The organism is Paraburkholderia sp., from assembly GCF_024281035.1.
Lineage (GTDB): Bacteria > Pseudomonadota > Gammaproteobacteria > Burkholderiales > Burkholderiaceae > Paraburkholderia.
On sequence record NZ_JAMXLH010000063.1, the window covers coordinates 40427 to 65111 of the forward strand.

The following is a 24685-nucleotide window of genomic DNA, read 5'->3' on the forward strand; positions in this document are numbered from 1 at the left end:
ATAATATAGACATATCATTGTGCGAATTTCCGAGCGTCCGTTCGAATCTAATCCTGACATACAGTTTTCACTGCCGATGTCCATCCGCTACCCTTTACTCAATCGCGAGCTGGGCATTCTGGGATTCAACGAGCGCGTGCTCGCACAGGCGGCTGACCCCGCTGTCCCTTTGCTCGAGCGCTTGCGCTTCATTTGTATTACCAGCAGCAACCTCGACGAGTTCTTCGAAATCCGCATGGCCGGGCTTCAGGAGCAGATGCGCGATAACCCGGGCGGGCTCTCTCCTGACGGCATGTCGCTGCAGCATGTCTACGAGCTCGTGGTCGAGCGTGCGCAGCGTCTCGTGCACCGCCAGTACCAGATGCTGCACGAGACCGTGCTGCCCGCGCTCGAGCAGGAAGACATCTATTTCCACGGCACCGACGCCTGGAACGAAGCCCAGACCGCCTGGGCGCGCGCGTACTTCCTCGATGAACTGCTGCCGGTCCTCACGCCGATCGGGCTCGATCCCGCGCACCCGTTTCCGCGCGTGCTCAACAAGAGCCTGAATTTCGTCGTCGAACTCGAGGGCAAGGACGCCTTCGGCCGCCAGGCCGTGATGGGTATCGTCCAGGCGCCGCGCGCGCTGCCGCGCCTCGTGCGCATGCCGCAGGAACTATCCGGCTTCCAGCACGGCTTCGTGCTGCTCGGGTCGCTGTTGCAGCGCTTTATCGGCGAACTGTTTCCCAACCTCGTCGTGCGCAGCTGCAACCAGTTCCGCATCACGCGCAATAGCGAACTCTTCGTCGACGAGGACGAAATCACGAATCTGCGCGTCGCGCTGCAGGGCGAACTGCCCGCGCGCCACCTCGGCAACGCGGTGCGGCTCGAAGTATCCGCCGAGACGCCCACTCACCTCGTGAAGCGTCTGCTCGACGAAAGCGGCCTGACCGAAAGGGACTGCTATTTCGTCGACGGCCCCGTGAATCTCGTGCGCCTCATGCAGCTGCCCGAGATGGTGGACCGCCCCGAGCTGAAATTCGTGCCGCACGTGCCGGCCATTCCGAAACGCGTCACGGCGAACGGCAACATGTTCGACGTGATCGATCAGGGTGACATCCTGCTGCATCATCCGTACGAGAGTTTCCAGCCCGTGCTCGAGCTGCTGATTCAGGCCGCGAACGATCCGAACGTCGTCGCAATCAAGCAGACGATCTACCGCACAGGCACCGATTCCCCGCTCATGGACGCGCTCATGCAGGCCGCGCGCAATGGCAAGGAAGTCACGGTGGTGGTGGAGCTGCTCGCGCGCTTCGACGAAGAGACCAACATCAACTGGGCAGCGCAGCTCGAAGCGGTGGGCGCACACGTCGTCTACGGCGTGGTGGGCCACAAATGCCACGCCAAGATGATGCTGATCGTGCGCCGCGTGCCGGCAAACGGCCGCATGGTGCTGCGCCGCTATGTTCACCTCGGCACCGGCAACTATCACCCGCGCACCGCGCGTCTTTACTCCGACTTCGGCTTTATGACATCGAAGCCGGAGATCTGCGAGGACGTGCATCACGTGTTCCAGCAACTGACGGGTATCGGCGGCAAACTGCAGTTGCACGCGCTGTGGCAATCGCCGTTTACGCTGCATCCGAAGCTGATCGAAGCCATTCGCGCCGAAGCCGCCGCTGCGCGCGCCGGCAAGAAGGCACGCATCGTCGCGAAGATGAACGCCGTGCTCGAACCGACCGTGATCAACGAGCTTTACGAAGCGTCGCAGGCGGGCGTGAAGATCGATCTGATCGTGCGCGGCGTCTGCTCGCTGCAGCCGGGCGTGCCTGGGCTCTCCGAGAACATCACGGTGCGCTCGATCGTCGGCCGCTTCCTCGAGCATCACCGCATCTACTACTTCTATGCCGACGGCGAGGAAAAGGTCTATCTGTCGAGCGCCGACTGGATGGATCGCAACCTGTTCCGCCGCGTCGAAGTGGCCTTCCCGATCGACGACCGGCGTCTCAAGCGCCGTGTGATCGGCGAAGGACTCTCGACTTTCCTCGGCGACAATCAGTCGGCGTGGCTCATGCAAAGCGACGGCCACTACCGCCGCCGCCGCGCGGGCAAGGCGGTGCGCAACGGGCAGTTGAGCCTGCTGTCGAAGTTCTGTACGTGATGAGGTAACGGCGGACGTAACGGCGGACGTAACGACGGGAAGTGATGGCGCGGCGCCGCTCGATGCGGCGCCCGACGCATGTAAAAAAGGCCGCGCAGGGTGCAGATCACCGGATGCGCGGCCTTTTTATTGCTTTAGTGAACTACTGAATCATTGCCGGTCACGCTGGCGCCGGTTGCCGGCGCGTCGTGCGCGCGGCCGGAAAACGCACCGTGAACGTGCTGCCCCGCCCTTCCTCGCTCTTCACTTCGAGCGCCGCATCGTGGCGCTGCAGCACGTGCTTGACGATCGCGAGGCCGAGGCCCGTGCCGCCCGTATCGCGCGAACGGCTGCGATCCACACGATAGAAGCGCTCGGTGAGTCGCGGAATATCGGCAGCCGGAATGCCGAACCCGCTGTCCGTCACCGAGAACAACGCGCAATTCCCCTCGGCGCGCCACGTCAGATGCACCTTCCCGCCATTGGGCGTGTAGCGCACCGCATTGCTCGCGAGATTGCCGAACGCGCTCAGCACTTCAGATTCCGAACCGATCACGCTCAGGCTGTCGTCGAAGTCCGCCGAGATGAGATGATGGCCCCCGGAGAGGTTCTCCGCGTCTTCGCGCACATGGCCCAGCACCGCGCGCATGTCGATCATCTGATCGCCCGGCTGACGCGCCTCGCCCTCCAGTTGCGCGAGCACGAGCAAGTCCGTCACGATGTGGCGCATGCGTGCGGCCTGCTGCTCCATCAGTTCGAGGTAACGTGCGCGCTCGCTTTCGGACAGGGGCAGCTCGCGCATCGTCTCGAGAAAACCGGACAGCACCGTAAGCGGCGTCTTGAGTTCGTGCGAGACGTTCGCGACGAAATCGCGGCGCATGGCGTCGGTGCGTTCGAGTTCGGTGATGTCCTGCGAAAGCACGAGCTTGCGATTGTCGCCATACGGAAACACCTGCACGGACAGAACGTTCTGCCGCTTGTCGCCCATGCCGCGCATGATCAGCATCGCTTCGTAGCGGTTCGAGTTCAGGTATCGCACGAAGTCGGGCTGGCGCACGAGGTGTGTGATGTGCTGGCGCAAATCGCGCTTCGCATCGAGCCCGAAGTGCTGCTCGGAGATCGCATTGCACCATTCGATCTGGTCGTGATCGTCGAGCATCGCGACGCCGTTCGGCGACGCCTGGATCGCCTGGATGAAGCGCGAATGCTGCTGCTCGACCTGGCGCACCTGGGCGTGCCAGCGCTTGGCGAGCTTGTGCAGACGGTAATAGATTTCGCCCCATACACCCGGGGCGCTCGGCACTTCGCCGTAGACCGGTGCATCGAGCAGTCGCCACAAACGTTGCTTGTGAAACGTACTGAAAAACATTTGCACGAGCAACAGGCAGACGGCGAGTGCGAGGCCATACTTCGCGCCAAACACCTCACCGATCGCCGCGCACACGAGCGCAAGCAGCACAACCGAAACAATGGAGCGCGCCCAGATGATGTTCATGTTCCCGCTAATCGAAGATAGACAGTGCGAACCGGACGCGCCGCGTCGATACGGAATCGACACGAGACCGCGCCGGCATGGGACGCGGCTGGAGTAGAACGTGCGTCAGGCGCTCTTCGCGAGACGGTAGCCGCTTCCGCGCACCGTTTCGATCATGGCATCGCACCCCGCCGGTTTCAGCGCGGCACGCAGACGCTTGATGTGCACGTCAACCGTGCGCTCCTCCACAAACACGTGATCTCCCCACACCTGGTCGAGCAACTGCGTGCGGCTGTGCACGCGCTCCGGATGGGTCATGAAGAAATGCAGCAGGCGGAACTCGGTCGGCCCGAGATCGAGCTTGATCTCGCTGCCTTCCGCGTGCGCAGCGACGCGGTGCGTGGCCGGATCGAGTTTCAGGCCGTTGATCGCCACGACATCCTCGGTGAGCTGCGGCGCGCGGCGGCGCAGCACCGCCTTGATGCGCGCCATCAGTTCCTTCGGCGAGAACGGCTTCGTCACGTAGTCGTCCGCGCCGATTTCGAGGCCAAGCACCTTGTCCTGTTCGTCGCCGCGTGCGGTCAGCATGATGATCGGGATATGCTTCGTGCGCTCGTTGGTGCGCAGGTCGCGCGCAAACGCAACGCCGGACTTGCCCGGCAACATCCAGTCGAGCAGGATGAGATCGGGCAGCACGTCGCTGATCAGGTTCTGCGCCTGCTCCGCGTTGTACGCGCGGATCGGGCAATGGCCCGCGTGCTGCAGGTTCACGGAAATCAGCTCAGAAATAGCGGGCTCATCTTCGATGACGAGAATGCTGCTAGGCATCGGCACCTCTTGACCTTGTATCCAGTTTAATTAGCTCAATGCTTCACGTTCGAGGGCGTCGCGCGACTTGTGGCGCACGTCGGTGCCCTTGACGATATAGATGATGAACTCGGCGATGTTCTTCGCGTGGTCGCCGATCCGCTCGATCGCCTTCGCGATGAACAGATAGTCGAGCCCGACCGAAATTGTGCGCGGGTCTTCCATCATGTACGTGACGAGCTTGCGCACGAACGCGCGGAATTCCTCGTCGATCGCCTTGTCGTCGCGCACGATCTGCGCGGCGGCCACGGTGTCGAGGCGCGCAAACGCGTCGAGCGCGCGGCGCAGGATCGAGACGGCCATCTCGCCCGAGATCTTGATCTCGGCGATATTCACGCTGCGCGACGCGCCGTCTTCCATCAGGCGCTTCGTGCGCTTGGCGATTTTTTCGGCTTCGTCGCCGGCGCGCTCGAGGTTCGTAATGGTCTTCGAGATCGCGAGCAGGAGGCGCAGGTCGCGCGCGGCCGGCTGGCGGCGCGCGATGATGTTGCTGCACTCCTCATCGATATCGACTTCCATCGTATTGAGGCGCTCTTCTGCAACGATCACGCGCTCGGCGGCTTCGGCGTCGAACTCGTTCAACGCCTGCATCGCAGTGATGATCTGCGATTCGACGAGGCCGCCCATTTCGAGGACCTTCGACGACACGAGATTCAGATCGGCGTCGAACTGGCTGGACAGATGCTTATCGGACATTTCAGTCTCCCTGCTTCGATCAGCCGAAGCGACCGGTGATGTAGTCTTCCGTTTCCTTGCGGACCGGCTTGATGAAGATCTTCTCGGTATCGCCGAACTCGATCAGCTCGCCAAGATACATGTACGCGGTGTAGTCCGAGCAGCGTGCAGCCTGCTGCATGTTGTGCGTGACGATCACCACGGTGTAATCGCTCTTGAGTTCCGCGATCAGCTCTTCGATGCGGCCCGTCGAGATCGGGTCGAGCGCCGAGCACGGTTCGTCGAGCAGCAGCACTTCCGGGCGGATGGCGATGCCGCGCGCGATACACAGACGCTGCTGCTGGCCGCCCGAGAGGCCGTAGCCGCTCTGGCCGAGCTTGTCCTTCACTTCGTTCCAGAGCGCCGCCTTCGTGAGCGCCCACTCGACACGGTCGTCCATTTCCGGACGCGACAGCGATTCGAACATTTTCACGCCGAACGCGATGTTGTCGTAAATCGACATCGGGAACGGGGTCGGCTTCTGGAACACCATGCCGACACGCGCGCGCAAGAGCGAAATGTCGCGCGTCGTGGTCAGCAGGTTTTCGCCGTCCATGATGATTTCGCCTTCGGCGCGCTGCTCCGGATAGAGCGCGTACATCTTGTTGAACGTACGCAGCAACGTCGACTTGCCGCAACCCGACGGGCCGATGAACGCCGTCACCCGGCCTTCGGGAATCTGCAGGTTGATGTTCTTCAGCGCGTGATACTTGCCGTAGAAGAAGTTCAGGTTCTTCACGTCGATTTTCGGCGCGCCAGGTGCCTGATTCGTTGCGCCCTGGGCGGGATCCGCGGGTTGAAAACCGGCGGCCGGCGTCATCGCCTGAGCGGCGGTATTGATGTGACTTTCTGCCATGTTCATCGGATCGCTCCGCCCTTACTTATTCGAAAATATCGTACGCGCGAGGATGTTCAGCCCCAGCACACCCAGCGTGATCAGGAACACACCTGCCCACGCAAGCGACTGCCATTGCGCAAACGGACTCATCGCAAACTTGAAGATCGTGACCGGCAGGTTCGCGATCGGTTGATTCATGTCCGCCGTGAAGAACTGGTTCGACAGCGCCGTAAAGAGCAGCGGCGCCGTTTCGCCGGCGATACGCGCAACCGCGAGCAGCACGCCAGTCACGATGCCGGCAATCGACGCCTTCAGCGTGATCGAAAGAATCATCTTCCACTTCGGCGTGCCGAGCGCAACGGCCGCTTCGCGCAGGGCGTTCGGCACAAGCTTCAGCATGTTCTCGGTCGTGCGGATCACGATCGGAACCTGCAGGAGCGCGAGTGCGATCGCACCGGCCCAGCCGCTGAAATGCCCCATCTTCGCGACGACGAGCGCGTAGACGAACAGACCCACGACAATCGAGGGCGCCGACAGCAGGATGTCGTTGATGAAGCGCGTCACGCTCGCAAGCCAGCCGCGCTGACCGTACTCGGCCAGATAGATGCCGGCGAGAATGCCGATCGGCGTGCCGACGAACGTTGCGGCGCCAACGAGCAACAGGCTGCCGACGATCGCGTTCGCGAGACCGCCGCCATCGGTGTTCGGCGGAGGCGTCGACTGCGTGAAGAGCTGCACGGAAAGACCGCCCAGGCCGAGCGAGAGCGTCGTATAGAGAATCCACACGAGCCAGATGAGGCCGAAGGCCATCGCTGCGAGCGACAACGCGAGCGCGAACACGTTGATCGCGCGGCGGCGGCGCTGCAGCTTGCCGCGCATCTTCTCCAGCGCAGGGCCGTAAATGGCGCCTGGAATTTTCATCAGCGGTTCGCTCATCGCGCGCCCTCCGATTTTTCGAGGCGCAGCAGAAGCAGCTTCGAGATCGAAAGCACGATGAACGTGATCACGAACAGGATCAGGCCGAGTTCCATCAGCGCTGCGGTGTGCAGGCCCGGGTTGGCTTCCGCGAATTCGTTGGCGAGCGCCGACGTAATGCTGTTGCCGGGCGAAAAGAGCGACACGTTGTCGAGCAGATTCGTATTGCCGATCACGAACGTGACGGCCATGGTCTCGCCGAGCGCACGGCCGAGGCCGAGCATGATGCCGCCGATCACGCCGGTTTTGGTGAACGGCAGCACGATCTTCCACATGACTTCCCACGTCGTGCAGCCGATGCCGTAGGCCGACTCCTTGAGCAGCACGGGCGTGACTTCGAACACGTCGCGCATGACCGCGGCGATGTACGGGATGACCATGATCGCGAGAATCACGCCGGCGCACAGAATGCCGATGCCGATGGGCGCGCCCTGAAACAGGGCGCCGACGATCGGCATGCCGCCCAGCAGGTTGCCGAGGGGCTTTTCGAACCACTGCGCAAAGATCGGCGCGAACACGAGCAGGCCCCACATGCCGTACACGATCGACGGGATGGCGGCCAGCAGTTCGATGGCGATGCCGAGCGGACGGCGCAGCCACGACGGCGAAAGCTCGGTGAGAAAGAGTGCAATGCCGAAGCTCACGGGCACGGCGATGATAAGCGCGATAAGCGAAGTGGCGATCGTGCCGTAGATGGGCACGAGCGCGCCGAACTGCTCACTGGGTGGATCCCAGTCGGCAGTCCAGAGGAAAGCGAAGCCGAACTTCTTGATCGCTGGCAGCGAATCGATGATCAGCGACAAGATGATGCCGCCGAGCAGCAGCAAAGTGACGATAGCGGCCAACCGCGTGAGGCTGCCGAAAATAACGTCGCCTGCCGGGCTGGGCGCTTTTTGCTGCGCAGCGCTGCCGGGAGGATTCGACACGAGACGGATGTCGGACATTGTGGCCAGTTTCCAGATGCCGTTCACCACAACGGTGCGCGGCGGTCATGCAGTCTGAGGACTACGGCCCGTCTGCCAGCGAGGCTTACGGCACGACAACGGACTACAGCCCTCAAACGGACAAACGGGGCGCGCGCTCATCGCGCGACGACCCCGTTCAGCTTGGCTTCAATCTGCCTTATTCGGCGATCGACTTGCCGCTAGCGTCCTTCACCTTCTCTTTCCACTGCGACTTGATTTCGCTCACGACCGACGGCGGCAGCGAAATGTAGTCGAGGCTGTCAGCCGAAGCGCCGCCGTTCTTGAACGCCCAGTCGAAGAACTTGAGCGTTTCCTTGCCCTGCTCCGGCTTGTCCTGTGCGGTGTGCAGCAGCACGAACGTCGCGCCGACGACCGGCCATGCGCTCTTGCCCGGCTCGTTCGTCAGGATCTGGTAGAACGACTTCTTCCAGTCGGCGCCAGCTGCAGCGGCCTTGAACGTGTCGGTGGTCGGCTGAACGACTGCGCCCGATTCGTTCTTCATGGCAGTGTAGACCATGTGGTTTTGCTTGGCGTACGCCCACTCGACGTAGCCGATTGCGCCCGGCAGACGCTGCACGAATGCAGCAACGCCGTCGTTACCCTTGCCGCCCGTGCCGGTCGGCCAGTTCACGGTCGTGCCTTCGCCAACCTTGCTCTTCCACTCGGGGTTGACCTTCGAGAGGTAGTTCGTCCAGATGAAGCTCGTGCCCGAACCGTCGGCGCGGCGGACCACGGCGATGTCGAGATCCGGCAGCTTGACCTTCGGGTTCAGGGCGGCGATGGCCGGATCGTTCCACTTCTTGATCTTGCCGAGGTAGATGTCGCCGAGCACTGCGCCCGACAGCACGATTTCGCCAGCCTTGATGCCCGGCACGTTGATTGCCGGAACGACGCCGCCAACCACCGTCGGGAACTGGAACAGGCCTTCCTTGGCCAGTTCGTCGTCCTTCAGCGGGGCATCCGAACCTGCGAAGTCAACGGTCTTGGCGTTGATCTGCTTGATGCCACCCGACGAACCGATACCTTGATAGTTCACCTTGCCGCCGCCCGACTTCTGATAGGCGTCCGCCCATTTCGTGTAGATCGGTGCAGCGAAGGTGCTGCCAGCGCCGGTAATATCAGCTGCCTGCGCTGCGATCGCGAAGAGCGCGCCGGCGACGCCAGCGAGCACGGTTTGCATCAATTTCATGTGGCCTCCAGTGGTGAGCAGATAAACGACACCGCGAAGCTTAGGGTCTCATTGTGACAGTACCATGACCGTACATGAACCAACCGTGACAATGTCATTACCGACTGAAAGATGCGAAGCGAATGAATGATGCGCCTTGTTCATTGCCGCTGCGGCTCGCACAGCGGGCCTCTGAGCCGCTCTAACAGGTAGGGGATGGTGATTCAGGCAACACGAACGCGCTCCTGCTGGAGCGCGTTCTGTCCCTCTGGAAAGCGTGGGGAAAAGAATTTGACGAATTCGAGGAACGATTCGAATACGTCGTAATGGGCTGTCACAATTCGCCGGCGTGGCCCGATGCGCGACGTTCGCATCGCCGCGCACGCGTGGCCCTGCCAGCGGCGGACTCAGGCAATCGCGCGCTTGACGGTCGCGGCGATCGCTTCCGCGTAGTGGACGGCGTCGTGCTGCTCGCGCGCCTCGACCATCACGCGCAGCACCGGCTCCGTACCCGATGCGCGGATCAGCACGCGGCCCTTGCCGTTCAGTTGGGCTTCGGCGTCGGCAACCGACTGCTGGATGGCTCCGTTAGCTTTCCAGTCGGCGCCCTGCGCGATGCGAACGTTGATCAGCTTCTGCGGGAACAGCGTCACGCCGTCGAGCAGTTCGGCAAGCGAGTGCCCGCTGCGCTTCATCGCGGCGAGCACCAGCAGCGCCGAAACGATGCCGTCGCCGGTCGTATGCCGGTCGAGCGAGAGAATGTGGCCGGAGCCTTCGGCACCGAGCAGCCAGCCATGCTCGCGCAACTGTTCGAGCACGTAGCGGTCGCCGACTGCGGCGCGCACGAACTTCACTCCAAGACGCTCGATGGCCTGCTCGACGGCGAGGTTGGTCATCAGCGTGCCGACCGCGCCTTCCACCTTCCCGTCGGTCGCCATGCGGTCCTTCACGAGGACGTAAAGCAGCTCGTCGCCGTTGAAAAGGCGGCCTTGTGCGTCGACCACCTGCAGGCGGTCGGCGTCGCCGTCCAGCGCAATGCCGAGATCAGCCTGATTCGCGCGCACGGCGCGCACCAGCGCGTCGGGCGCCGTCGCGCCGACACCGTCGTTGATGTTGAAGCCGTTCGGCGAAACGCCGATCGGAATCACGTCCGCGCCGAGTTCATGGAACACGTGCGGCGCGATATCGTAGGCTGCGCCGTTCGCGCAATCGACCACGAGCTTCAGCCCACGCAGGTTGTACGCCTGCGGAAACGTGCTCTTGCAGAACTCGATGTAGCGGCCGCCTGCATCGTCCAGGCGTCGTGCGCGGCCAAGCTGCTCGGACGGCGCGCAGTCGAGCGGCAGGTCGAGCTGCTCCTCGATCTGCCGCTCGACTTCGTCGGGCAGCTTGTTGCCATCGGCTGAAAAGAACTTGATGCCGTTGTCGTAGAACGGGTTGTGCGACGCACTGATCACGACGCCTGCCGAGAGCCGCAGCGCGCGCGTGAGGTAAGCGATGCCAGGCGTGGTCATCGGGCCCGCCAGCATCACGTCGATGCCGGCCGCCGAAAGCCCGGCTTCCAGCGACGCCTCGAGCATGTAGCCCGAGATGCGCGTGTCCTTGCCGATGAGCACAGACGGGCGCGAGCCCGAAGTCGCGGCAGCGCCCGCAAGCACTTTGCCCGCCGCGTAGCCGAGGCGCAGCACAAAATCCGGCGTGATCGGCGCCGAGCCGACCTTGCCGCGAACCCCATCCGTTCCGAAATAACGACGTCCCATCCTTCGATCCCTCTCCTTCTACCGTTCTCTTTGTCCGGCTTTACGCCGGGGTGGCCTGGCTGCGTGCGGCTTCGCGCACAGCGGCCCAAATCTTCAGCGCGTCCACGGTCTGCGCGACATCGTGAACGCGAATAATGGCGGCACCGCGCTCCGCCGCACACACGGCAGCAGCCACGCTCGCGGCGATGCGCTCCGCAGCGGGCCGGTTCACGAGCGCGCCCAGCATCGACTTGCGCGACATGCCCGCCAGCACCGGATAGGGTGCGGCGCCCCGCGGTACGCGCGGCGCCGTATCCCGCAGATGCGCGAGCAACGCGTAGTTATGTTCGATCACCGCCTTGCCAAAACCAAAACCCGGATCGACGCTGATGCGCGCACGCGCCACGCCCGCCGCTTCGAGTTCCGCTACGCGCGCCGTAAGGAATGCGCGCACTTCGCTCACGACGTCCGTGTAGTCGGGCGTGCCCATCTGCATCGTCTGCGGCTCGCCGAGCATGTGCATCACGCACAGCCCGCAATCGCTCGCACGCACGGCGTCGATCGCGCCGGGCATCCGCAAACCCCAGACGTCGTTGATCATGTCCGCCCCGGCCGCAAGCGCATGGCGCATCACGTCGGGCTTGTACGTATCGATCGACAGCGGCACGTTCGCTCCGTGCAACCGCTCGACCAGCGGAATCACGCGTTCGAGTTCCTCCGCGAGCGGCACGGGCGGCGCACCTGGCCGCGTCGATTCCCCGCCGATGTCGACGATGTCCGCGCCGTCGAGCAGCATCTGCTCGGCGCGCCGCAGCGCTTCGCCGGGATCGACATAACGGCCGCCGTCGGAAAACGAATCAGGCGTGACATTCAGAATGCCCATGACCAGCGGGCGTTCGAAAGTCAGCGTGAAGCGGCCGCACTTCAGCGGCTCAGGAGGCAACTGAGGAAGCAAAAGACTCTGCGCAGTGGTATCGGGCACGTCAACGAACGTCAGAAGTGTAGCGAAGAGATGTCGCCGGAAATGCAGGCGGGCCGATGTGGAATCACACCGGCCCGCAACTTTACTTGATTTGGCGCAATCTGAATCAGGCCGGCGCAGTCGCGCTGCCCGGTTTCACTTCGCTGCCCGTGCTGCCGCCCGACGACGAAGCATCGCCAGCCGACGGCGAGCTCTTCGGCGAGCGCGGCGGGCGACCCGCCATGATGTCGTTGATCTGATCGGAGTCGATCGTTTCCCACTCCATCAGCGCAGCGGTCATCGCTTCGACCTTGTCGCGGTTCTCGTCGAGCATGCGCTTGGCGAGGTTGTACTGCTCGTCGAGCACATGGCGGATTTCCGCGTCGACCTTCTGCTGCGTCGCTTCCGAGATGGCGCGCGTAAAGCCCTTGCCGAACGGGCCGCCGTCGCTGTCGTCGTCGACATAGACCATCGGTCCGAGCGCATCGGTCATGCCAAAGCGTGCAACCATCGCGCGGGCCGTCTGCGTGGCCTTGTTGAAGTCGTCCGACGCACCCGTGCTGATGAGGTTCAGGAACAGCTCTTCCGCCACGCGGCCGCCGAACAGAATGGCCAGACGGTCGAGCAGATAGTCCTTCGAATACGTTTCGTTGTCGTGCTCCGGCAACTGCCAGGTCACGCCGAGCGCGCGGCCGCGCGGAATGATCGTGACCTTGTGGACCGGATCGGCCTTCGGCAGCAGCTTCGCGATCACGGCGTGGCCCGACTCGTGGTACGCGGTAGCGCGCTTCGCTTCCTCGCGGATAACCGCCGACTTGCGCTCCGGACCCATGAAGATCTTGTCCTTCGCGTCCTCGAAGTCCTGCATTTCGACGATGCGCTTGCCGCGGCGCGCCGCAAAGAGCGCCGCTTCGTTCACGAGGTTCGCGAGATCGGCGCCCGAGAAGCCCGGCGTGCCGCGTGCGATGACCGCAGCGTCGACGTCGTTGGCGATCGGCACCTTGCGCAGGTGGACCTTCATGATCTGCTCACGGCCGCGAATGTCGGGCAGGCCCACATAGACCTGACGATCGAAACGGCCCGGACGCAGCAGCGCCTTGTCGAGCACGTCCGAACGGTTCGTTGCCGCGATCACGATGACGCCCGAGTTCGCCTCGAAGCCGTCCATCTCGACCAGCATCTGGTTCAGCGTCTGTTCGCGCTCGTCGTTGCCGCCGCCCATGCCGGCGCCGCGATGGCGGCCGACGGCGTCGATTTCGTCGATGAACACGATGCAAGGCGCGTGCTTCTTGGCCTGCTCGAACATGTCGCGCACGCGAGCCGCGCCGACACCGACGAACATTTCAACGAAGTCCGAACCGGAAATGCTGAAGAACGGCACCTTCGCTTCGCCCGCGATGGCGCGCGCGAGCAGCGTCTTACCGGTGCCGGGGGGGCCGACGAGCAGCACGCCACGCGGGATGCGCCCACCGAGCTTCTGGAATTTCTGGGGATCGCGCAGGAAGTCGACGAGTTCGGAGACCTCTTCCTTGGCCTCGTCGCAGCCCGCGACATCGGAGAAATTGACGGCGTTGTTGTTCTCGTCGATCAGGCGGGCGCGCGATTTACCAAAGGAGAAGGCCCCGCCTTTGCCGCCCCCCTGCATCTGTCTCATCATGTAGAACCAGAACACGATGATGAGGATCGTCGGTCCGAGGTAGTACAGCGCGGAAACGAGCGCGTTCGGCTCTTCGTCAGCCTTGCCGCTCACCTGCACGCCGTACTTCATCAGGTCGCCGACCATCCAGATGTCGCCGGGCGACACGATCTGGTATTTCTGGCCATCCGCCGGAGTGACCGTGAGGTTCCGCCCCTGCACCACGACGCTCTTGACCTTGCCGCTCTTCGCGTCGTCCATGAACTGCGAATAGGAAACGCCTTCCTGGACACGGGGCTTGTCGAACTGCTTGAACACCGTAAACAGCACCAGTGCGATAACCAGCCACACTGCCGCCTTCGAAAACATGTTGTTGTTCAAAGCACCACTCCTTCACTCATAGACGGGCGCCTACATTTGCCTTGCGGCACCACCAAAGCATTCTAATCCAGTACGCAGGCACCCGCCATAACGTTTCGCTGGCGCGGGAATAGCCTCCGGGCCTTGTGCGCAAAGCGTTTCGGCTGGCTTTCAGGTTCCGCCGCCGACACGCTTCTTCACCCTGCCCTGCACACCGTAATCGATACCCGCGTCAACGCGGCTGCTTCAGCTGTTTACCCAATATAAACGTTTCGGCCGATTTATCCCGCGAAGCTTTCGGTTTGCGGGCGGCCACAATTTTGAACTGATGCTTGAATTTTTCGACGATCTGGCTATAACCGCTGCCATGAAAGCATTTTACTAAAAGGGCGCCATCAGGTTTCAGATGGTTTTGCGAGAACTCGAGTGCGAGATCGCACACGTGCTCAATACGCGCGGCGTCCGCCGACGCCACCCCCGAGAGATTGGGCGCCATGTCCGAAATTACAAGATCCACCGGACGCTCGCCGACAATTTCTTCGAGTTGCGCAAGCACGCTGTCCTCGCGGAAGTCGCCCTGGATGAACTGGACATCGGCGATCGGCTCCATCGGCAGCAGGTCGAGCGCAATGATCGTGCCGTCGACGCCGCCCTGCCGTTCCCCGTCGCGCTTCGCGCCCTGCGCGAGCTTGTTGCGCACGTACTGGCTCCAGCTGCCCGGCGCCGCGCCGAGATCCACGATCACCATGCCAGGGCGGATCAGCTTGTCCTGCTCGTCGATTTCCTTAAGCTTGTATGCGGCGCGAGCACGGTAGCCCTCCCGTTGCGCCATTTTCACGTACGGGTCGTTGATATGGTCGTGCAACCACGACTGGTTGAAGCGGTTTTTTGCCATTAAAGGTGAACTCTTGCTGCGTGATTGCGCGCTTTTAGCGGATAATACGCGCTTTATTCGTGCGGCCATCGCGGCCCGTCCGGCTGATCCACGCCGGCTCACGCCCGCGTCTTGCCGTCCCCACGGTTTTTTCCGTTGTTCCGATGCGCTGCCCGCCGGGTGAGCCCCGAGAGGCTCATTTCGGCCCGCCGGGCGCCGTCATTTTAGTCGAGTCTGCCACATCCCATGCCCGCCCTCACTCTCACTGCCGAGCAGCGCGCCGAACTTCGCTCCGCGGCTCATGCGCTCAAACCAGTCGTGCTCATCGGCGCGGAAGGGTTGACCGACGCCGTTGTAAAAGAAATCAAGGTTCACCTTGCAGCGCACCAGCTTATCAAGGTGCGCGTGTTCGGCGATGAGCGCGAAGAACGCATCGCGATCTACGAAGATATCTGCGATCGCCTCGGCGCGGCACCGGTCCAGCACATCGGCAAGCTGCTCGTGATCTGGAAGCCCGAAGAAGCCGCACCGACGACCGCCACCGCCCGCGCCGGCGCCCGCGGCACCGTCAAGCGCCCGGCCGGCGACGTGCCGAGCGCGCGCGAAACCGGCACGCGCGGCGCAGCCCCGCGCATCGTCAAGGTCGTCAAGCCTTCCGAAAACCCGATGCGCCGCCCCAAGCCGCAGAACGTGGTCGTCAAGGGCAACGAGCGCGTCACGCAAGGCGGCAACGTCAAACGCGCCAAGAAGCGCCAGACCAGCAGCAAGCGCGGGCACCAGGGTTCGAAGTAAGCCGCTGCACAGCATGCCAATCGCACCATCGCGCCGCCCGCACGTAGCGGCGCGGGTGGCGATTCTGCAAGTAACGCACGGCAAGGAAAGCAGAAGAAGAAAGCGGCAGACAGGCCCACAGGCCTCAGAACGGTGCGCTCACGTGCAGCACTTCCGCACTACTCCCCGTCGTGCTACGCCGCGCGAGACCGCCATGCGGCGGGCAGCAGCCACACGAGCGCAATGCCCAGCAGGCTACTGATCAAATAGAACAAGCTCGACACGCCGTGCAGGATGCCAAAGCGCGCCGCATCAGGCGAATTCGCGATATCCACGCCGGCAACCGCGGCGTGTACGCGCAACGCGTTCATGAACGGCTGCACCGCGAAATAGCCGATCAGCACACACAACAGCATCCCGGCCAGCAGCCAGCGCAAGCGCCGGTACCGCTCTACGCCGCGCCGCACCAGCACGTTGGACAGCGCGAGCATCAGCACGCCGCACGTAAGGCCGACGAGCCCTTCGATCCGAAAGAGCTGCGCGGCGATCGAGCCGGCTGTCATTCGGTCGAGAGAGCCAAACAGTACCGGGGCGGCCACATAGCCGATAGTCAGCTGGCTGCCCACCCAGAGCATGGCCAGGAGGCCGAACAGACGGTGTGCAGCCGAGGGAGCGGGACTCACGCGGGCTTACCCGTCAGATGTAGCGAACGTCGATAACTTCGTACTCGCGCACGCCGCCGGGCGCCTGCACCGCAGCAACGTCGCCTTCCGACTTGCCGATCAGCGCGCGCGCAATCGGCGAGCTGACCGAAATGAGACCGTGCTCGAGGTCCGCTTCGTCGTCGCCGACGATCTGATACGTGACGGTTTTGCCCGATTCGAGGTCTTCGAGATCGACGGTCGCACCGAACACGATACGGCCGTCCGCCTCCAGCGAAGACGGATCGATGACTTGCGCCGCAGCGAGCTTCGACTCGATCTCGGCGATGCGGCCTTCGATGAAGCCCTGCTTTTCCTTCGCCGCGTCGTATTCCGCGTTTTCGGACAAATCGCCCTGCGCACGCGCTTCGGCAATGGAATTAATGACCGCCGGACGCTCGACGGATTTCAGGCGCTGGAGTTCTCCGCGCAATTGATCTGCGCCGCGCCGGGTCAGGGGAATCGTGCTCATAGACAATTCAAATAGCCCAGATGGCCTTGGGGCCATAAAAAAAATCACCGCGGTTAAGTGCATCCCATGAAGGTACCGGCGACGTTGAAACGCGCCGGACGTAGACCCTGTGGGACGCCGCTTAACCGCGGCAGCTAGCGGAGTTACCCGCCTCGATGGTGATTAGACAGACAGTCGAAGTCTTAGTTTAGGCGAGCGTGAAGTCCTTGTAAATCATAGACGTCCAGGTTCTTCAGGTAGCGCAATCCCTCGACGGCAGCCCGCGCACCCGACATCGTTGTGTAGTACGTGACCTTGTTGGCCTGCGCGCTCATACGGATCGAACGCGAATCGGCAATGGCCGCGCGCGTTTCATCGACGGTCGTGAAGACCAGCGAAATATCGCCGTTCTTGATCATGTCGACGATGTGCGGACGACCGTCCTTCACCTTGTTCACGACCTTCACCGGCACGCCGGCTGCCTCGATTGCAGCAGCCGTACCGCGCGTCGCAACCAGCCCGTAGCCGAGTTCGTGCAGCATGCGCGCGACTTCGACGGCCTTCGGCTTGTCGCTGTCCATCACGGTGATGAACACCGTGCCCGATTCCGGCAGGCGCGATCCGGCCGCGAGCTGCGACTTGAAGAGCGCTTCGCCGAAGGTCTTGCCCACGCCCATCACTTCGCCGGTCGAACGCATTTCGGGTCCGAGCACCGGGTCGACGGTCGGGAACTTGATGAACGGGAACACCGCTTCCTTCACGCTGAAGTACGGCGGCTCGACTTCTTTGGTCACGCCCTGCTGTGCAAGCGTCTGGCCGACCATTGCGCGCGCCGCGATCTTCGCGAGCGGCAGGCTCGTGGCCTTCGACACGTACGGCACCGTACGCGAAGCACGCGGATTCACTTCCAGCACGTAGATGACGTCCTTCTTCGAGCCGTCATCGGCGGGAACCTGCTGGATGGCGAACTGCACGTTCATCAGGCCGACCACGTTCAGCGCTTTCGCCATCGCAGCCGTCTGACGCTTGAGTTCGGCGACGGTTTCCTTCGAGAGCGAGTACGGCGGCAGCGAGCAAGCCGAATCGCCCGAGTGCACGCCCGCCTGCTCGATGTGCTCCATCACGCCGCCGATGAACACTGCTTCGCCATCGGAGATGCAGTCGACGTCGCATTCGATCGCGTCATTCAGGAAGCGGTCGAGCAGCACCGGCGAGTCGTTGCTGACCTTCACGGCCTCGCGCATGTAGCGCTCGAGGTCGCGCGGCTCGTGAACGATTTCCATCGCACGGCCGCCGAGCACGTACGACGGGCGCACGACGAGCGGATAGCCGATTTCGTCGGCGAGCTTGAGCGCGTCGTCTTCGGTGCGCGCGGTGCGGTTCGGCGGCTGGCGCAGACCGAGGTCCTGCAGCAGCTTCTGGAAGCGCTCGCGGTCTTCGGCGGCGTCGATCATGTCCGGCGACGTGCCGATGATGGGCACGCCGTTCGCTTCGAGGTCGAGCGCGAGCTTCAGCGGCGTCTGGCCGCCGTACTGCACGATCACGCCCACCGGCTTTTCCTTGTCGACGATTTCGAGCACGTCTTCAAGCGTGAGCGACTCGAAGTACAGACGATCCGAGGTGTCGTAGTCGGTCGAAACGGTCTCGGGATTGCAGTTGACCATGATCGTTTCGTAGCCGTCTTCGCGCATCGCGAGCGCGGCGTGCACGCAGCAGTAGTCGAATTCGATGCCCTGACCGATCCGGTTCGGGCCGCCGCCCAGCACCATGATCTTCTTGTTGTTCGTCGGATTCGCTTCGCACTCGTCCTCGTAGGTCGAGTACATGTAGGCGGTCTTCGTCGCGAATTCGGCCGCGCACGTGTCCACGCGCTTGTAGACCGGGCGCACGTTCAGCGCGATGCGGCGGCGGCGCACGTCGTCGGCGCTCGCACCGACAAGCTTCGCCAGACGACGATCGGAGAAGCCGCTTTGCTTCAGGTAGCGCAACTCGTCCTTCGAGAGGCTTTCGAGCGTACGGTCCTTGAGCGCCGCTTCCTTGCGGATGATTTCTTCGATCTGCGCGAGGAACCACGGATCGATTGCCGTTTCCTCGAAAATCTCTTCGCGCGTCATGCCGACGCGGAACGCGTCGCCCACGTACCAGATGCGGTCCGGGCCGGCTTCGCCGATTTCGCGGATGATCTCGTCGCGGCTCGCGGTCTTTTCGTCCAGACCGTCCACGCCGACTTCGAGGCCGCGCAACGCCTTCTGGAACGATTCCTGGAACGTGCGGCCGATCGCCATCACCTCGCCCACCGACTTCATTTGCGTGGTGAGGCGCGGATCGGCTTCGCGGAACTTCTCGAACGCGAAACGCGGAATCTTCGTCACGACGTAATCGATGGTCGGCTCGAACGACGCCGGGGTCTGACCGCCGGTGATTTCGTTGCGCAGCTCATCGAGCGTGTAGCCGACGGCCAGCTTCGCCGCAACCTTCGCGATCGGGAAGCCCGTGGCCTTCGACGCGAGCGCCGACGAACGCGACACGCGCGGATTCATCTCGATCACGATCATGCGGCCGGTGCGCGGGTCGATCGAGAACTGCACGTTCGAGCCGCCCGTGTCCACGCCGATCTCGCGCAGCACCGCGAGCGAGGCGTCGCGCAGGATCTGGTATTCCTTGTCGGTGAGTGTCTGCGCCGGGGCGACGGTGATCGAGTCGCCGGTGTGGATGCCCATCGGATCGAGGTTTTCGATCGAGCAGATGATGATGCAGTTGTCCGCCTTGTCGCGGACCACTTCCATCTCGTACTCCTTCCAGCCGAGCAGCGACTCTTCGATCAGCAGTTCGCGCGTGGGCGAAAGGTCGAGACCGCGCTTGCAGATCTCTTCGAATTCTTCGCGGTTATAGGCGATGCCGCCGCCCGAGCCGCCGAGCGTGAACGACGGGCGGATCACGACCGGATAGCCGCTCGTGCCCGTGGCCGCCGTGATTTCCGCGTGGACCTTGATCGCCTCTTCCATCGAGTGCGCCGTGCCCGACTTCGCCGATCCAAGGCCGATCTTCGTCATCGCGTCCTTGAACTTCTGGCGGTCCTCGGCCTTGTCGATCGCCTCGGGCGATGCGCCAATCAGCTCGACGCCGTACTTCTTCAGCACGCCTTGATGATGCAGGTCGAGCGCGCAGTTCAGCGCGGTCTGGCCGCCCATCGTCGGCAGGATCGCGTCGGGGCGCTCCTTCTCGATGATGCGCTCCACCACTTCCCACGTAATCGGCTCGATGTAGGTGACGTCGGCCGTGTTCGGGTCGGTCATGATCGTCGCCGGATTGCTGTTGACGAGAATGACCTTGTAGCCCTCTTCTCTCAGCGCCTTGCAGGCCTGCGCGCCCGAGTAATCGAACTCGCACGCCTGGCCGATGATGATCGGACCCGCGCCGATGATGAGAATGCTCTTGATGTCTGTCCGCTTCGGCATAACGCTCTCGCTAAATATCCCTGTGTCTTTGGTCCGGTGGACGGGGCGCGGCGCTCAACGCGCTCGACGCATGCTGCGCCGCTCACCGCCGGATGCGCGCGTGGGCCGCCCTGTGTCGCACGCGGCTCGCTGCGCGTCCTTGCCTGATGCTGGCTCGCGCCTTGCGCGTGCGAGCCTTACGCCGCCACGCTGCGCTTCTCGCCCTTCGCTTCGTCCATCAGCGCGATGAAGCGGTCGAACAGATAGCCGATGTCGTGCGGGCCCGGCGATGCTTCCGGGTGCCCCTGGAAGCAGAATGCGGGCTTGTCGGTCAGTTCGAACCCTTGCAGCGTGCCGTCGAAGAGCGAGACGTGCGTGACGCGCGCGTTGGCGGGCAGCGTATCGGCATCGACCGCAAAACCGTGGTTCTGCGACGTGATGACGACGCGGCCGTCGCCGAGATCCTTCACCGGATGGTTCGCGCCGTGATGGCCGGTCTTCATCTTCATGGTCTTCGCGCCGACCGCGAGGCCCATGATCTGGTGGCCAAGGCAGATCCCGAACGTCGGGATGCCGCGCGCGATGAATTCCTGCGTCGCCTTGATCGCGTAGTCGCACGGTTCCGGGTCGCCTGGGCCGTTCGAGAGAAACACGCCGTCCGGGTTAAGCGCGAGCGCGTCGGCAGCCGTGGCCTGCGCGGGCAGCACGGTGACGTGGCAGCCACGCTCGGCCAGCATGCGAAGGATGTTCTGCTTCACGCCGTAGTCGAACGCGACGACCTTGTACTTCGGCGCGGCCTGCTTGCCATAGCCTTCGCCCAGACGCCACTCGGTGGTCGTCCACTCGTACGGTTCGCCCGTCGAGACGACCTTCGCGAGGTCCATGCCCGCGAGGCCCGGGAACGAGCGCGCGAGTTCGATGGCCTTCGCTTCGTCGTCGGAACCGGCGAGAATGGCGCCGTTTTGTGCGCCCTTGTCGCGCAGAATGCGCGTGAGCTTGCGCGTGTCGATGCCGGCGATCGCCACGACGCCTTCGTCGCGGAGATAGTCGCCGAGCGTGCGCTCCATGCGGAAATTCGACGCGAGCGCCGGCAAGTCGCGGATGATCAGCCCGGCGGCATGGACTTTCGTGGCTTCGACATCTTCGGCATTGACGCCGACGTTGCCGATATGCGGATACGTGAGGGTAACGATCTGGCGAGCGTAGCTCGGGTCGGTCAGGATTTCCTGATAGCCGGTGATGGCCGTGTTGAACACGACTTCACCGATCGTATGGCCCGGCGCACCGATCGAATAACCACGAAAGACCGTGCCGTCGGCAAGCGCGAGCAGAGCGGGAGAGAAAGACGGCAACACGGGAGGCTCCTTGGGGGAACACCCTGTGCCGACCTGTTTATCCGACCGGTAACCTTGCGGCGGCTGCGGCGTCGGCATCCTCGGGATGCGCGCGCGGCTCGCTCGCCGGTTTGCTCGCTTTTGTCGCATTTTGCGGTGGGACTGGCTGCGGTACTGCCGGACCTGGGTTCTGCACTCCACACGCAAGGTGTCGGGGCGGGCTTCGGTCGGCGCCGGCGGCCAGAGGCGCAATTCGCGGGCGGCGGATGAACGGATGGGGGGAGGTAGGCGCTAGGGTGCGGGTTGATAAGCTCAAACCTTCAAATTATAGCGCGAAAATACCCTTTCATTCAAATTCCAGGATGAGTCGCCCCGGACTGGCGTGCGCAGACAGGCGCGCGCCAACCGATGCAACGCCCGGTGTAAAAGCGGGCGCAACACCCTTTTCACTATAGCCCCCGGGCGCCCCGCCACAAGGCGCTGCGTTTGCGCCCTCGATTACGCGCCTGATTGCACCCTTTGTTGAATCCGGGCCGAACCTCGCGCTGCCGCGGCACGAATGAAAACGCCGCCACACGTGTGGTGGCGGCGCATGAAGTCAAACGATGAGTGATCGGAGCGAATTGCCATGCGCTGCCCCCGCAACGCATGAAGTCACCCTTCGCAAGCCGCTATTGTGCTTTCCGCTTGTGCGTATGGGTGACGGCCTTCTGGCGGCTCGCCGTCACCTTCGACGCCTTGACAGGCGCGGCGCTCGACGACTTGACCTTCACCGGTTCGGAAACCTTGGTGATCTCGACGCGCACGCGACCATGCTTCTTATCGTAGCGCGACTTTGGCCCAGTGTCTGCAACCCGGGTGCCGATGTGCTGCACGGCGCCACCCGACACGTTTGTCGCGATGCGCACCGGACCCGGTTCGCTCGGCATCGCCTTGCCGACCGGCACGTGCAGAACGAGCACCTGACCCGGCATGACGAGATCGCGATGCGTCTTGTTCCACGACTTCAACTTGCCGACCGGCACGCCGTAACGGCTCGCCACCGCTTCCATCGACTGCTTGCGGCGCACGCGGATCAGCATCTTGCGTGTGTCGGGCACATCCGGCTCCATGGCGAGCACGGCGCTTTCGGCGACGTTGGCGCTGATGTCCTCGTCGTCGTTGTCGTCGGTGCGCGGCACGACGATCGTCGAGCCCGCCTTCAACCGCATGCCAGCCGGAATCTTGTTCACCGACATCAGCGTACCCGCGTCCACGCCGATCTTCTGCGCAATCGCCGCGGGCGTCGCGCGCGAATCGGTCGTGTAGACCGTCCACGAAGACAGTTGCCCCTCGTACGACTTCAGGTTCTGCTCGAACGCGCTCGCATTGTCGAACGGCAGCAGGATCTGCGGCTGCGTCGCGCCGAGAATCACGGGCTTCTTGAACGAGGGATTGAGCGAGCGGAATTCGTCGGTGGTCATGTTCGCGAGCTTCGCGGCAACGTCCACGTCGATGTCGCGCGACGTGGTGACCGTGACGAAATACGGGTGGTTCGGGATCGTCGGCAGCGTGAGGCCGTACTGCTGCGGATTCATCACGATGTTCTTGACGGCCTGCAGCTTCGGCACGTAATTGCGCGTCTCGTTGGGCATGCGCAGGCTCTGGTAGTCGGTCGGCAGACCCGCAGCCTGATTACGCGCGATCGCGCGCTGCACGTTGCCCTCGCCCCAGTTGTACGCGGCAAGCGCGAGATACCAGTCGCCGAACATGTCGTGCAGGCGCGAGAGATAGTCGAGCGCGGCGCTCGTCGAGGCGAGCACGTCGCGGCGCTCGTCCTGCCACATGTTCTGCTTGAGGTTGTACGTGCGGCCGGTGCCCGGGACGAACTGCCACATGCCCGCGGCCTTCGCGACGGAGAGCGCCTGCGGATTGTACGCGGACTCGATGAACGGCAAGAGCGCCAGCTCGGTCGGCATGTGGCGCGCTTCGAGTTCTTCGACGATGTGGTACAGGTACTTCTGCGAACGCTCCGTCATGCGCGCGACGTAGTCCGGACGCTCGGCGTACCAGTTCGCGTTCATGTCGACGAGGTCGGTTTGCAGATCGGGAATCTGGAAGCCGCGGCGGATACGTCCCCACAGATCGGCATCCGCGCTCGTCAGTTGACTGACCGAGGCATTATCGACGTCGATGGTTTCTTTTGCGGCGGAGGTCTTGCGGAGCTGGTCGGCGGCGGCCTGGGGATCTTGGGTGGAGGAGCCCGAACGATTCGCAGATGGTCCCCCGCTCGCGCAGGCGGCGAGCATCAGGACCAGCAGCGCACTAAAGATAAATCGCATAAACATCTACATCCGCATGGCTGGAATTTGCAGCCGATAGTACGGAAGCCGCGTGTTCCCGTCAATCGAAAATATTCGAAAAAGTCATGAAAATCCGCAAGTTGGGTGCGGTTCCACACTCATGGGATGAGCTTACCCATCGGCGGGTTCGGGTCAGCGGAACTTGTTCTTCCATTCGCGCATTAGCGTGAATGCGGCCAGCCGGTCCGGCACCGTTTCATGCAGCTGATCCGCCAGCGTCGCCTGAACGGCGGCATCGCTCGCGCGCAGAAACGGATTCACGGCGCGTTCGTGCGCAATCGTGGTTGGCAGCGTCGGTATGCCGCGCTCGCGCAGGGCCGCCGCGTCGCGGCTCCACGCGCGCAGTGCAGCGTTGTCCGGGTCGCAGGCCAGCGCGAAGCGGATATTCGACAGCGTGTATTCGTGTGCGCAATGCACTTGCGTGGTGCCGGGCAGCGCCGCGAGCGCATCCAGCGACGCGAGCATCTGCGCGGGCGTGCCTTCGAAGAGCCGGCCGCAGCCGCACGCAAAGAGCGTGTCGCCGCAGAAGATGTGCGGCGTGCCGGCAGGGTCGGCATCCTGGAAGTACGCGATATGTCCGCGCGTGTGGCCCGGCACGTCGATGACCGTGAAGTCGAGCGCAGGCGCCTCAAGATGTATGCGTTCGCCGCCCGCCACGCGCGTGACGAAGGGATCGAGTGGCCCGAGCGCTTCGCCGGACGGTCCATAAACGGGAACCTGCTCGTCATGCAGCAGAGCGGCCACCCCGCCGACGTGGTCCTTGTGGTGATGGGTGAGTAAAATAGCGACGAGCCGCCAGCCGCGTTTCGCCAGACAGGCGCGAACCGGTGCGGCATCGCCCGGATCGACGGCGATTGCATTGTGGCCGTCCGAAACGACCCAGATGTAGTTGTCTTCAAAAGCCGGAACCGGTACGTATTCGTACGAAAGCGGACTCTTCATTGGGGCGGCGAATTCTT

The 24685-nt window shown here is 63.3% G+C and carries 19 protein-coding genes; 2 read left to right on the forward strand and 17 right to left on the reverse strand.

The window, feature by feature from the left end; genetic code table 11:
* Positions 1–76: 76 nt before the first annotated feature.
* A complete protein-coding gene (gene ppk1, locus Q0L30_RS20930) occupies positions 77–2140 on the forward strand; it encodes a polyphosphate kinase 1 (RefSeq protein WP_296660609.1) in 2064 nt (687 codons plus the stop codon).
* 160 nt (positions 2141–2300) lie between these two features.
* Here ppk1 and phoR read toward each other — a convergent pair whose 3' ends face one another.
* From phoR to Q0L30_RS20985, 11 genes are all read right to left on the reverse strand, one after another.
* Positions 2301–3614: a phosphate regulon sensor histidine kinase PhoR gene (gene phoR / locus Q0L30_RS20935; protein ID WP_296660612.1), complete on the reverse strand. Its 1314-nt coding sequence runs from the start codon at positions 3612–3614 to the stop codon at positions 2301–2303.
* Positions 3615–3719: 105 nt separating this feature from the next.
* Positions 3720–4421, reverse strand: coding sequence for a phosphate regulon transcriptional regulator PhoB (gene phoB / locus Q0L30_RS20940; protein ID WP_296660614.1), 702 nt, complete (start codon positions 4419–4421; stop codon positions 3720–3722).
* 30 nt (positions 4422–4451) lie between these two features.
* Positions 4452–5156 carry a phosphate signaling complex protein PhoU gene (phoU, locus tag Q0L30_RS20945; RefSeq protein ID WP_296660617.1) on the reverse strand — a complete coding sequence of 235 codons (705 nt, stop codon included), beginning with the start codon at positions 5154–5156 and terminating at the stop codon, positions 4452–4454.
* A gap of 19 nt (positions 5157–5175) precedes the next feature.
* Entirely contained in the window at positions 5176–6030 is an 855-nt protein-coding gene (gene pstB / locus Q0L30_RS20950) for a phosphate ABC transporter ATP-binding protein PstB (protein ID WP_296660693.1), read from the reverse strand.
* 21 nt (positions 6031–6051) lie between these two features.
* A complete protein-coding gene (gene pstA / locus Q0L30_RS20955) occupies positions 6052–6948 on the reverse strand; it encodes a phosphate ABC transporter permease PstA (RefSeq protein ID WP_296660618.1) in 897 nt (298 codons plus the stop codon).
* Positions 6945–7931 carry a phosphate ABC transporter permease PstC gene (gene pstC / locus Q0L30_RS20960; protein WP_296660621.1) on the reverse strand — a complete coding sequence of 329 codons (987 nt, stop codon included), beginning with the start codon at positions 7929–7931 and terminating at the stop codon, positions 6945–6947. The genes pstA and pstC overlap by 4 nt, the downstream gene beginning before the upstream one ends.
* Positions 7932–8109: 178 nt before the next feature.
* Entirely contained in the window at positions 8110–9141 is a 1032-nt protein-coding gene (gene pstS, locus Q0L30_RS20965; RefSeq protein WP_296660623.1) for a phosphate ABC transporter substrate-binding protein PstS, read from the reverse strand.
* Between the two features lie 386 nt (positions 9142–9527).
* Positions 9528–10880 (reverse strand): phosphoglucosamine mutase, encoded by a 1353-nt coding sequence (gene glmM, locus Q0L30_RS20970; RefSeq protein WP_296660626.1) that lies wholly within the window; start codon positions 10878–10880, stop codon positions 9528–9530.
* A 40-nt stretch (positions 10881–10920) separates the two neighbouring features.
* Positions 10921–11841, reverse strand: a complete 921-nt coding sequence (gene folP, locus Q0L30_RS20975; protein ID WP_296660628.1) for a dihydropteroate synthase — start codon at positions 11839–11841, stop codon at positions 10921–10923.
* A gap of 106 nt (positions 11842–11947) precedes the next feature.
* A complete protein-coding gene (gene ftsH, locus Q0L30_RS20980) occupies positions 11948–13837 on the reverse strand; it encodes an ATP-dependent zinc metalloprotease FtsH (protein ID WP_296660631.1) in 1890 nt (629 codons plus the stop codon).
* A gap of 211 nt (positions 13838–14048) precedes the next feature.
* Positions 14049–14711: an RlmE family RNA methyltransferase gene (locus tag Q0L30_RS20985; RefSeq protein WP_296660695.1), complete on the reverse strand. Its 663-nt coding sequence runs from the start codon at positions 14709–14711 to the stop codon at positions 14049–14051.
* A 225-nt stretch (positions 14712–14936) separates the two neighbouring features.
* On the opposite strand from Q0L30_RS20985, the gene Q0L30_RS20990 reads away from it, so the two are divergent.
* Positions 14937–15482, forward strand: coding sequence for a YhbY family RNA-binding protein (locus Q0L30_RS20990; protein WP_296660633.1), 546 nt, complete (start codon positions 14937–14939; stop codon positions 15480–15482).
* 173 nt (positions 15483–15655) lie between these two features.
* Here the strand turns inward: Q0L30_RS20990 and Q0L30_RS20995 are convergent, their stop codons facing one another.
* The 6 genes from Q0L30_RS20995 to gloB form a co-directional block, all read right to left on the reverse strand.
* Positions 15656–16096 (reverse strand): DUF4149 domain-containing protein, encoded by a 441-nt coding sequence (locus tag Q0L30_RS20995; protein WP_296660636.1) that lies wholly within the window; start codon positions 16094–16096, stop codon positions 15656–15658.
* Positions 16097–16157: 61 nt separating this feature from the next.
* On the reverse strand, positions 16158–16634 hold the full coding sequence (gene greA, locus Q0L30_RS21000; protein WP_296660639.1) for a transcription elongation factor GreA: 477 nt from the start codon (positions 16632–16634) through the stop codon (positions 16158–16160).
* Positions 16635–16816: 182 nt separating this feature from the next.
* A complete protein-coding gene (gene carB, locus Q0L30_RS21005; RefSeq protein WP_296660641.1) occupies positions 16817–20071 on the reverse strand; it encodes a carbamoyl-phosphate synthase large subunit in 3255 nt (1084 codons plus the stop codon).
* A gap of 176 nt (positions 20072–20247) precedes the next feature.
* Positions 20248–21405, reverse strand: a complete 1158-nt coding sequence (gene carA / locus Q0L30_RS21010) for a glutamine-hydrolyzing carbamoyl-phosphate synthase small subunit (protein WP_296660644.1) — start codon at positions 21403–21405, stop codon at positions 20248–20250.
* Between the two features lie 650 nt (positions 21406–22055).
* On the reverse strand, positions 22056–23705 hold the full coding sequence (locus tag Q0L30_RS21015) for a transglycosylase SLT domain-containing protein (RefSeq protein WP_296660648.1): 1650 nt from the start codon (positions 23703–23705) through the stop codon (positions 22056–22058).
* Between the two features lie 153 nt (positions 23706–23858).
* Positions 23859–24668 carry a hydroxyacylglutathione hydrolase gene (gene gloB, locus Q0L30_RS21020; RefSeq protein ID WP_296660652.1) on the reverse strand — a complete coding sequence of 270 codons (810 nt, stop codon included), beginning with the start codon at positions 24666–24668 and terminating at the stop codon, positions 23859–23861.
* Between the last annotated feature and the right edge of the window lie 17 nt (positions 24669–24685).

What these genes read in the sequence shown, in the direction of transcription:
- ppk1 (WP_296660609.1), top strand. Translation starts at nt 77, where the DNA reads ATGTCCATCCGCTACCCTTTACTCAATCGCGAGCTGGGCATTCTGGGA.
- phoR (WP_296660612.1), bottom strand. Translation starts at nt 3,614, where the DNA reads ATGAACATCATCTGGGCGCGCTCCATTGTTTCGGTTGTGCTGCTTGCG.
- phoB (WP_296660614.1), bottom strand. Translation starts at nt 4,421, where the DNA reads ATGCCTAGCAGCATTCTCGTCATCGAAGATGAGCCCGCTATTTCTGAG.
- phoU (WP_296660617.1), bottom strand. Translation starts at nt 5,156, where the DNA reads ATGTCCGATAAGCATCTGTCCAGCCAGTTCGACGCCGATCTGAATCTC.
- pstB (WP_296660693.1), bottom strand. Translation starts at nt 6,030, where the DNA reads ATGGCAGAAAGTCACATCAATACCGCCGCTCAGGCGATGACGCCGGCC.
- pstA (WP_296660618.1), bottom strand. Translation starts at nt 6,948, where the DNA reads ATGAGCGAACCGCTGATGAAAATTCCAGGCGCCATTTACGGCCCTGCG.
- pstC (WP_296660621.1), bottom strand. Translation starts at nt 7,931, where the DNA reads ATGTCCGACATCCGTCTCGTGTCGAATCCTCCCGGCAGCGCTGCGCAG.
- pstS (WP_296660623.1), bottom strand. Translation starts at nt 9,141, where the DNA reads ATGAAATTGATGCAAACCGTGCTCGCTGGCGTCGCCGGCGCGCTCTTC.
- glmM (WP_296660626.1), bottom strand. Translation starts at nt 10,880, where the DNA reads ATGGGACGTCGTTATTTCGGAACGGATGGGGTTCGCGGCAAGGTCGGC.
- Q0L30_RS20985 (WP_296660695.1), bottom strand. Translation starts at nt 14,711, where the DNA reads ATGGCAAAAAACCGCTTCAACCAGTCGTGGTTGCACGACCATATCAAC.
- Q0L30_RS20990 (WP_296660633.1), top strand. Translation starts at nt 14,937, where the DNA reads ATGCCCGCCCTCACTCTCACTGCCGAGCAGCGCGCCGAACTTCGCTCC.
- Q0L30_RS20995 (WP_296660636.1), bottom strand. Translation starts at nt 16,096, where the DNA reads ATGCTCTGGGTGGGCAGCCAGCTGACTATCGGCTATGTGGCCGCCCCG.
- greA (WP_296660639.1), bottom strand. Translation starts at nt 16,634, where the DNA reads ATGAGCACGATTCCCCTGACCCGGCGCGGCGCAGATCAATTGCGCGGA.
- carB (WP_296660641.1), bottom strand. Translation starts at nt 20,071, where the DNA reads ATGCCGAAGCGGACAGACATCAAGAGCATTCTCATCATCGGCGCGGGT.
- Q0L30_RS21015 (WP_296660648.1), bottom strand. Translation starts at nt 23,705, where the DNA reads ATGCGATTTATCTTTAGTGCGCTGCTGGTCCTGATGCTCGCCGCCTGC.
- gloB (WP_296660652.1), bottom strand. Translation starts at nt 24,668, where the DNA reads ATGAAGAGTCCGCTTTCGTACGAATACGTACCGGTTCCGGCTTTTGAA.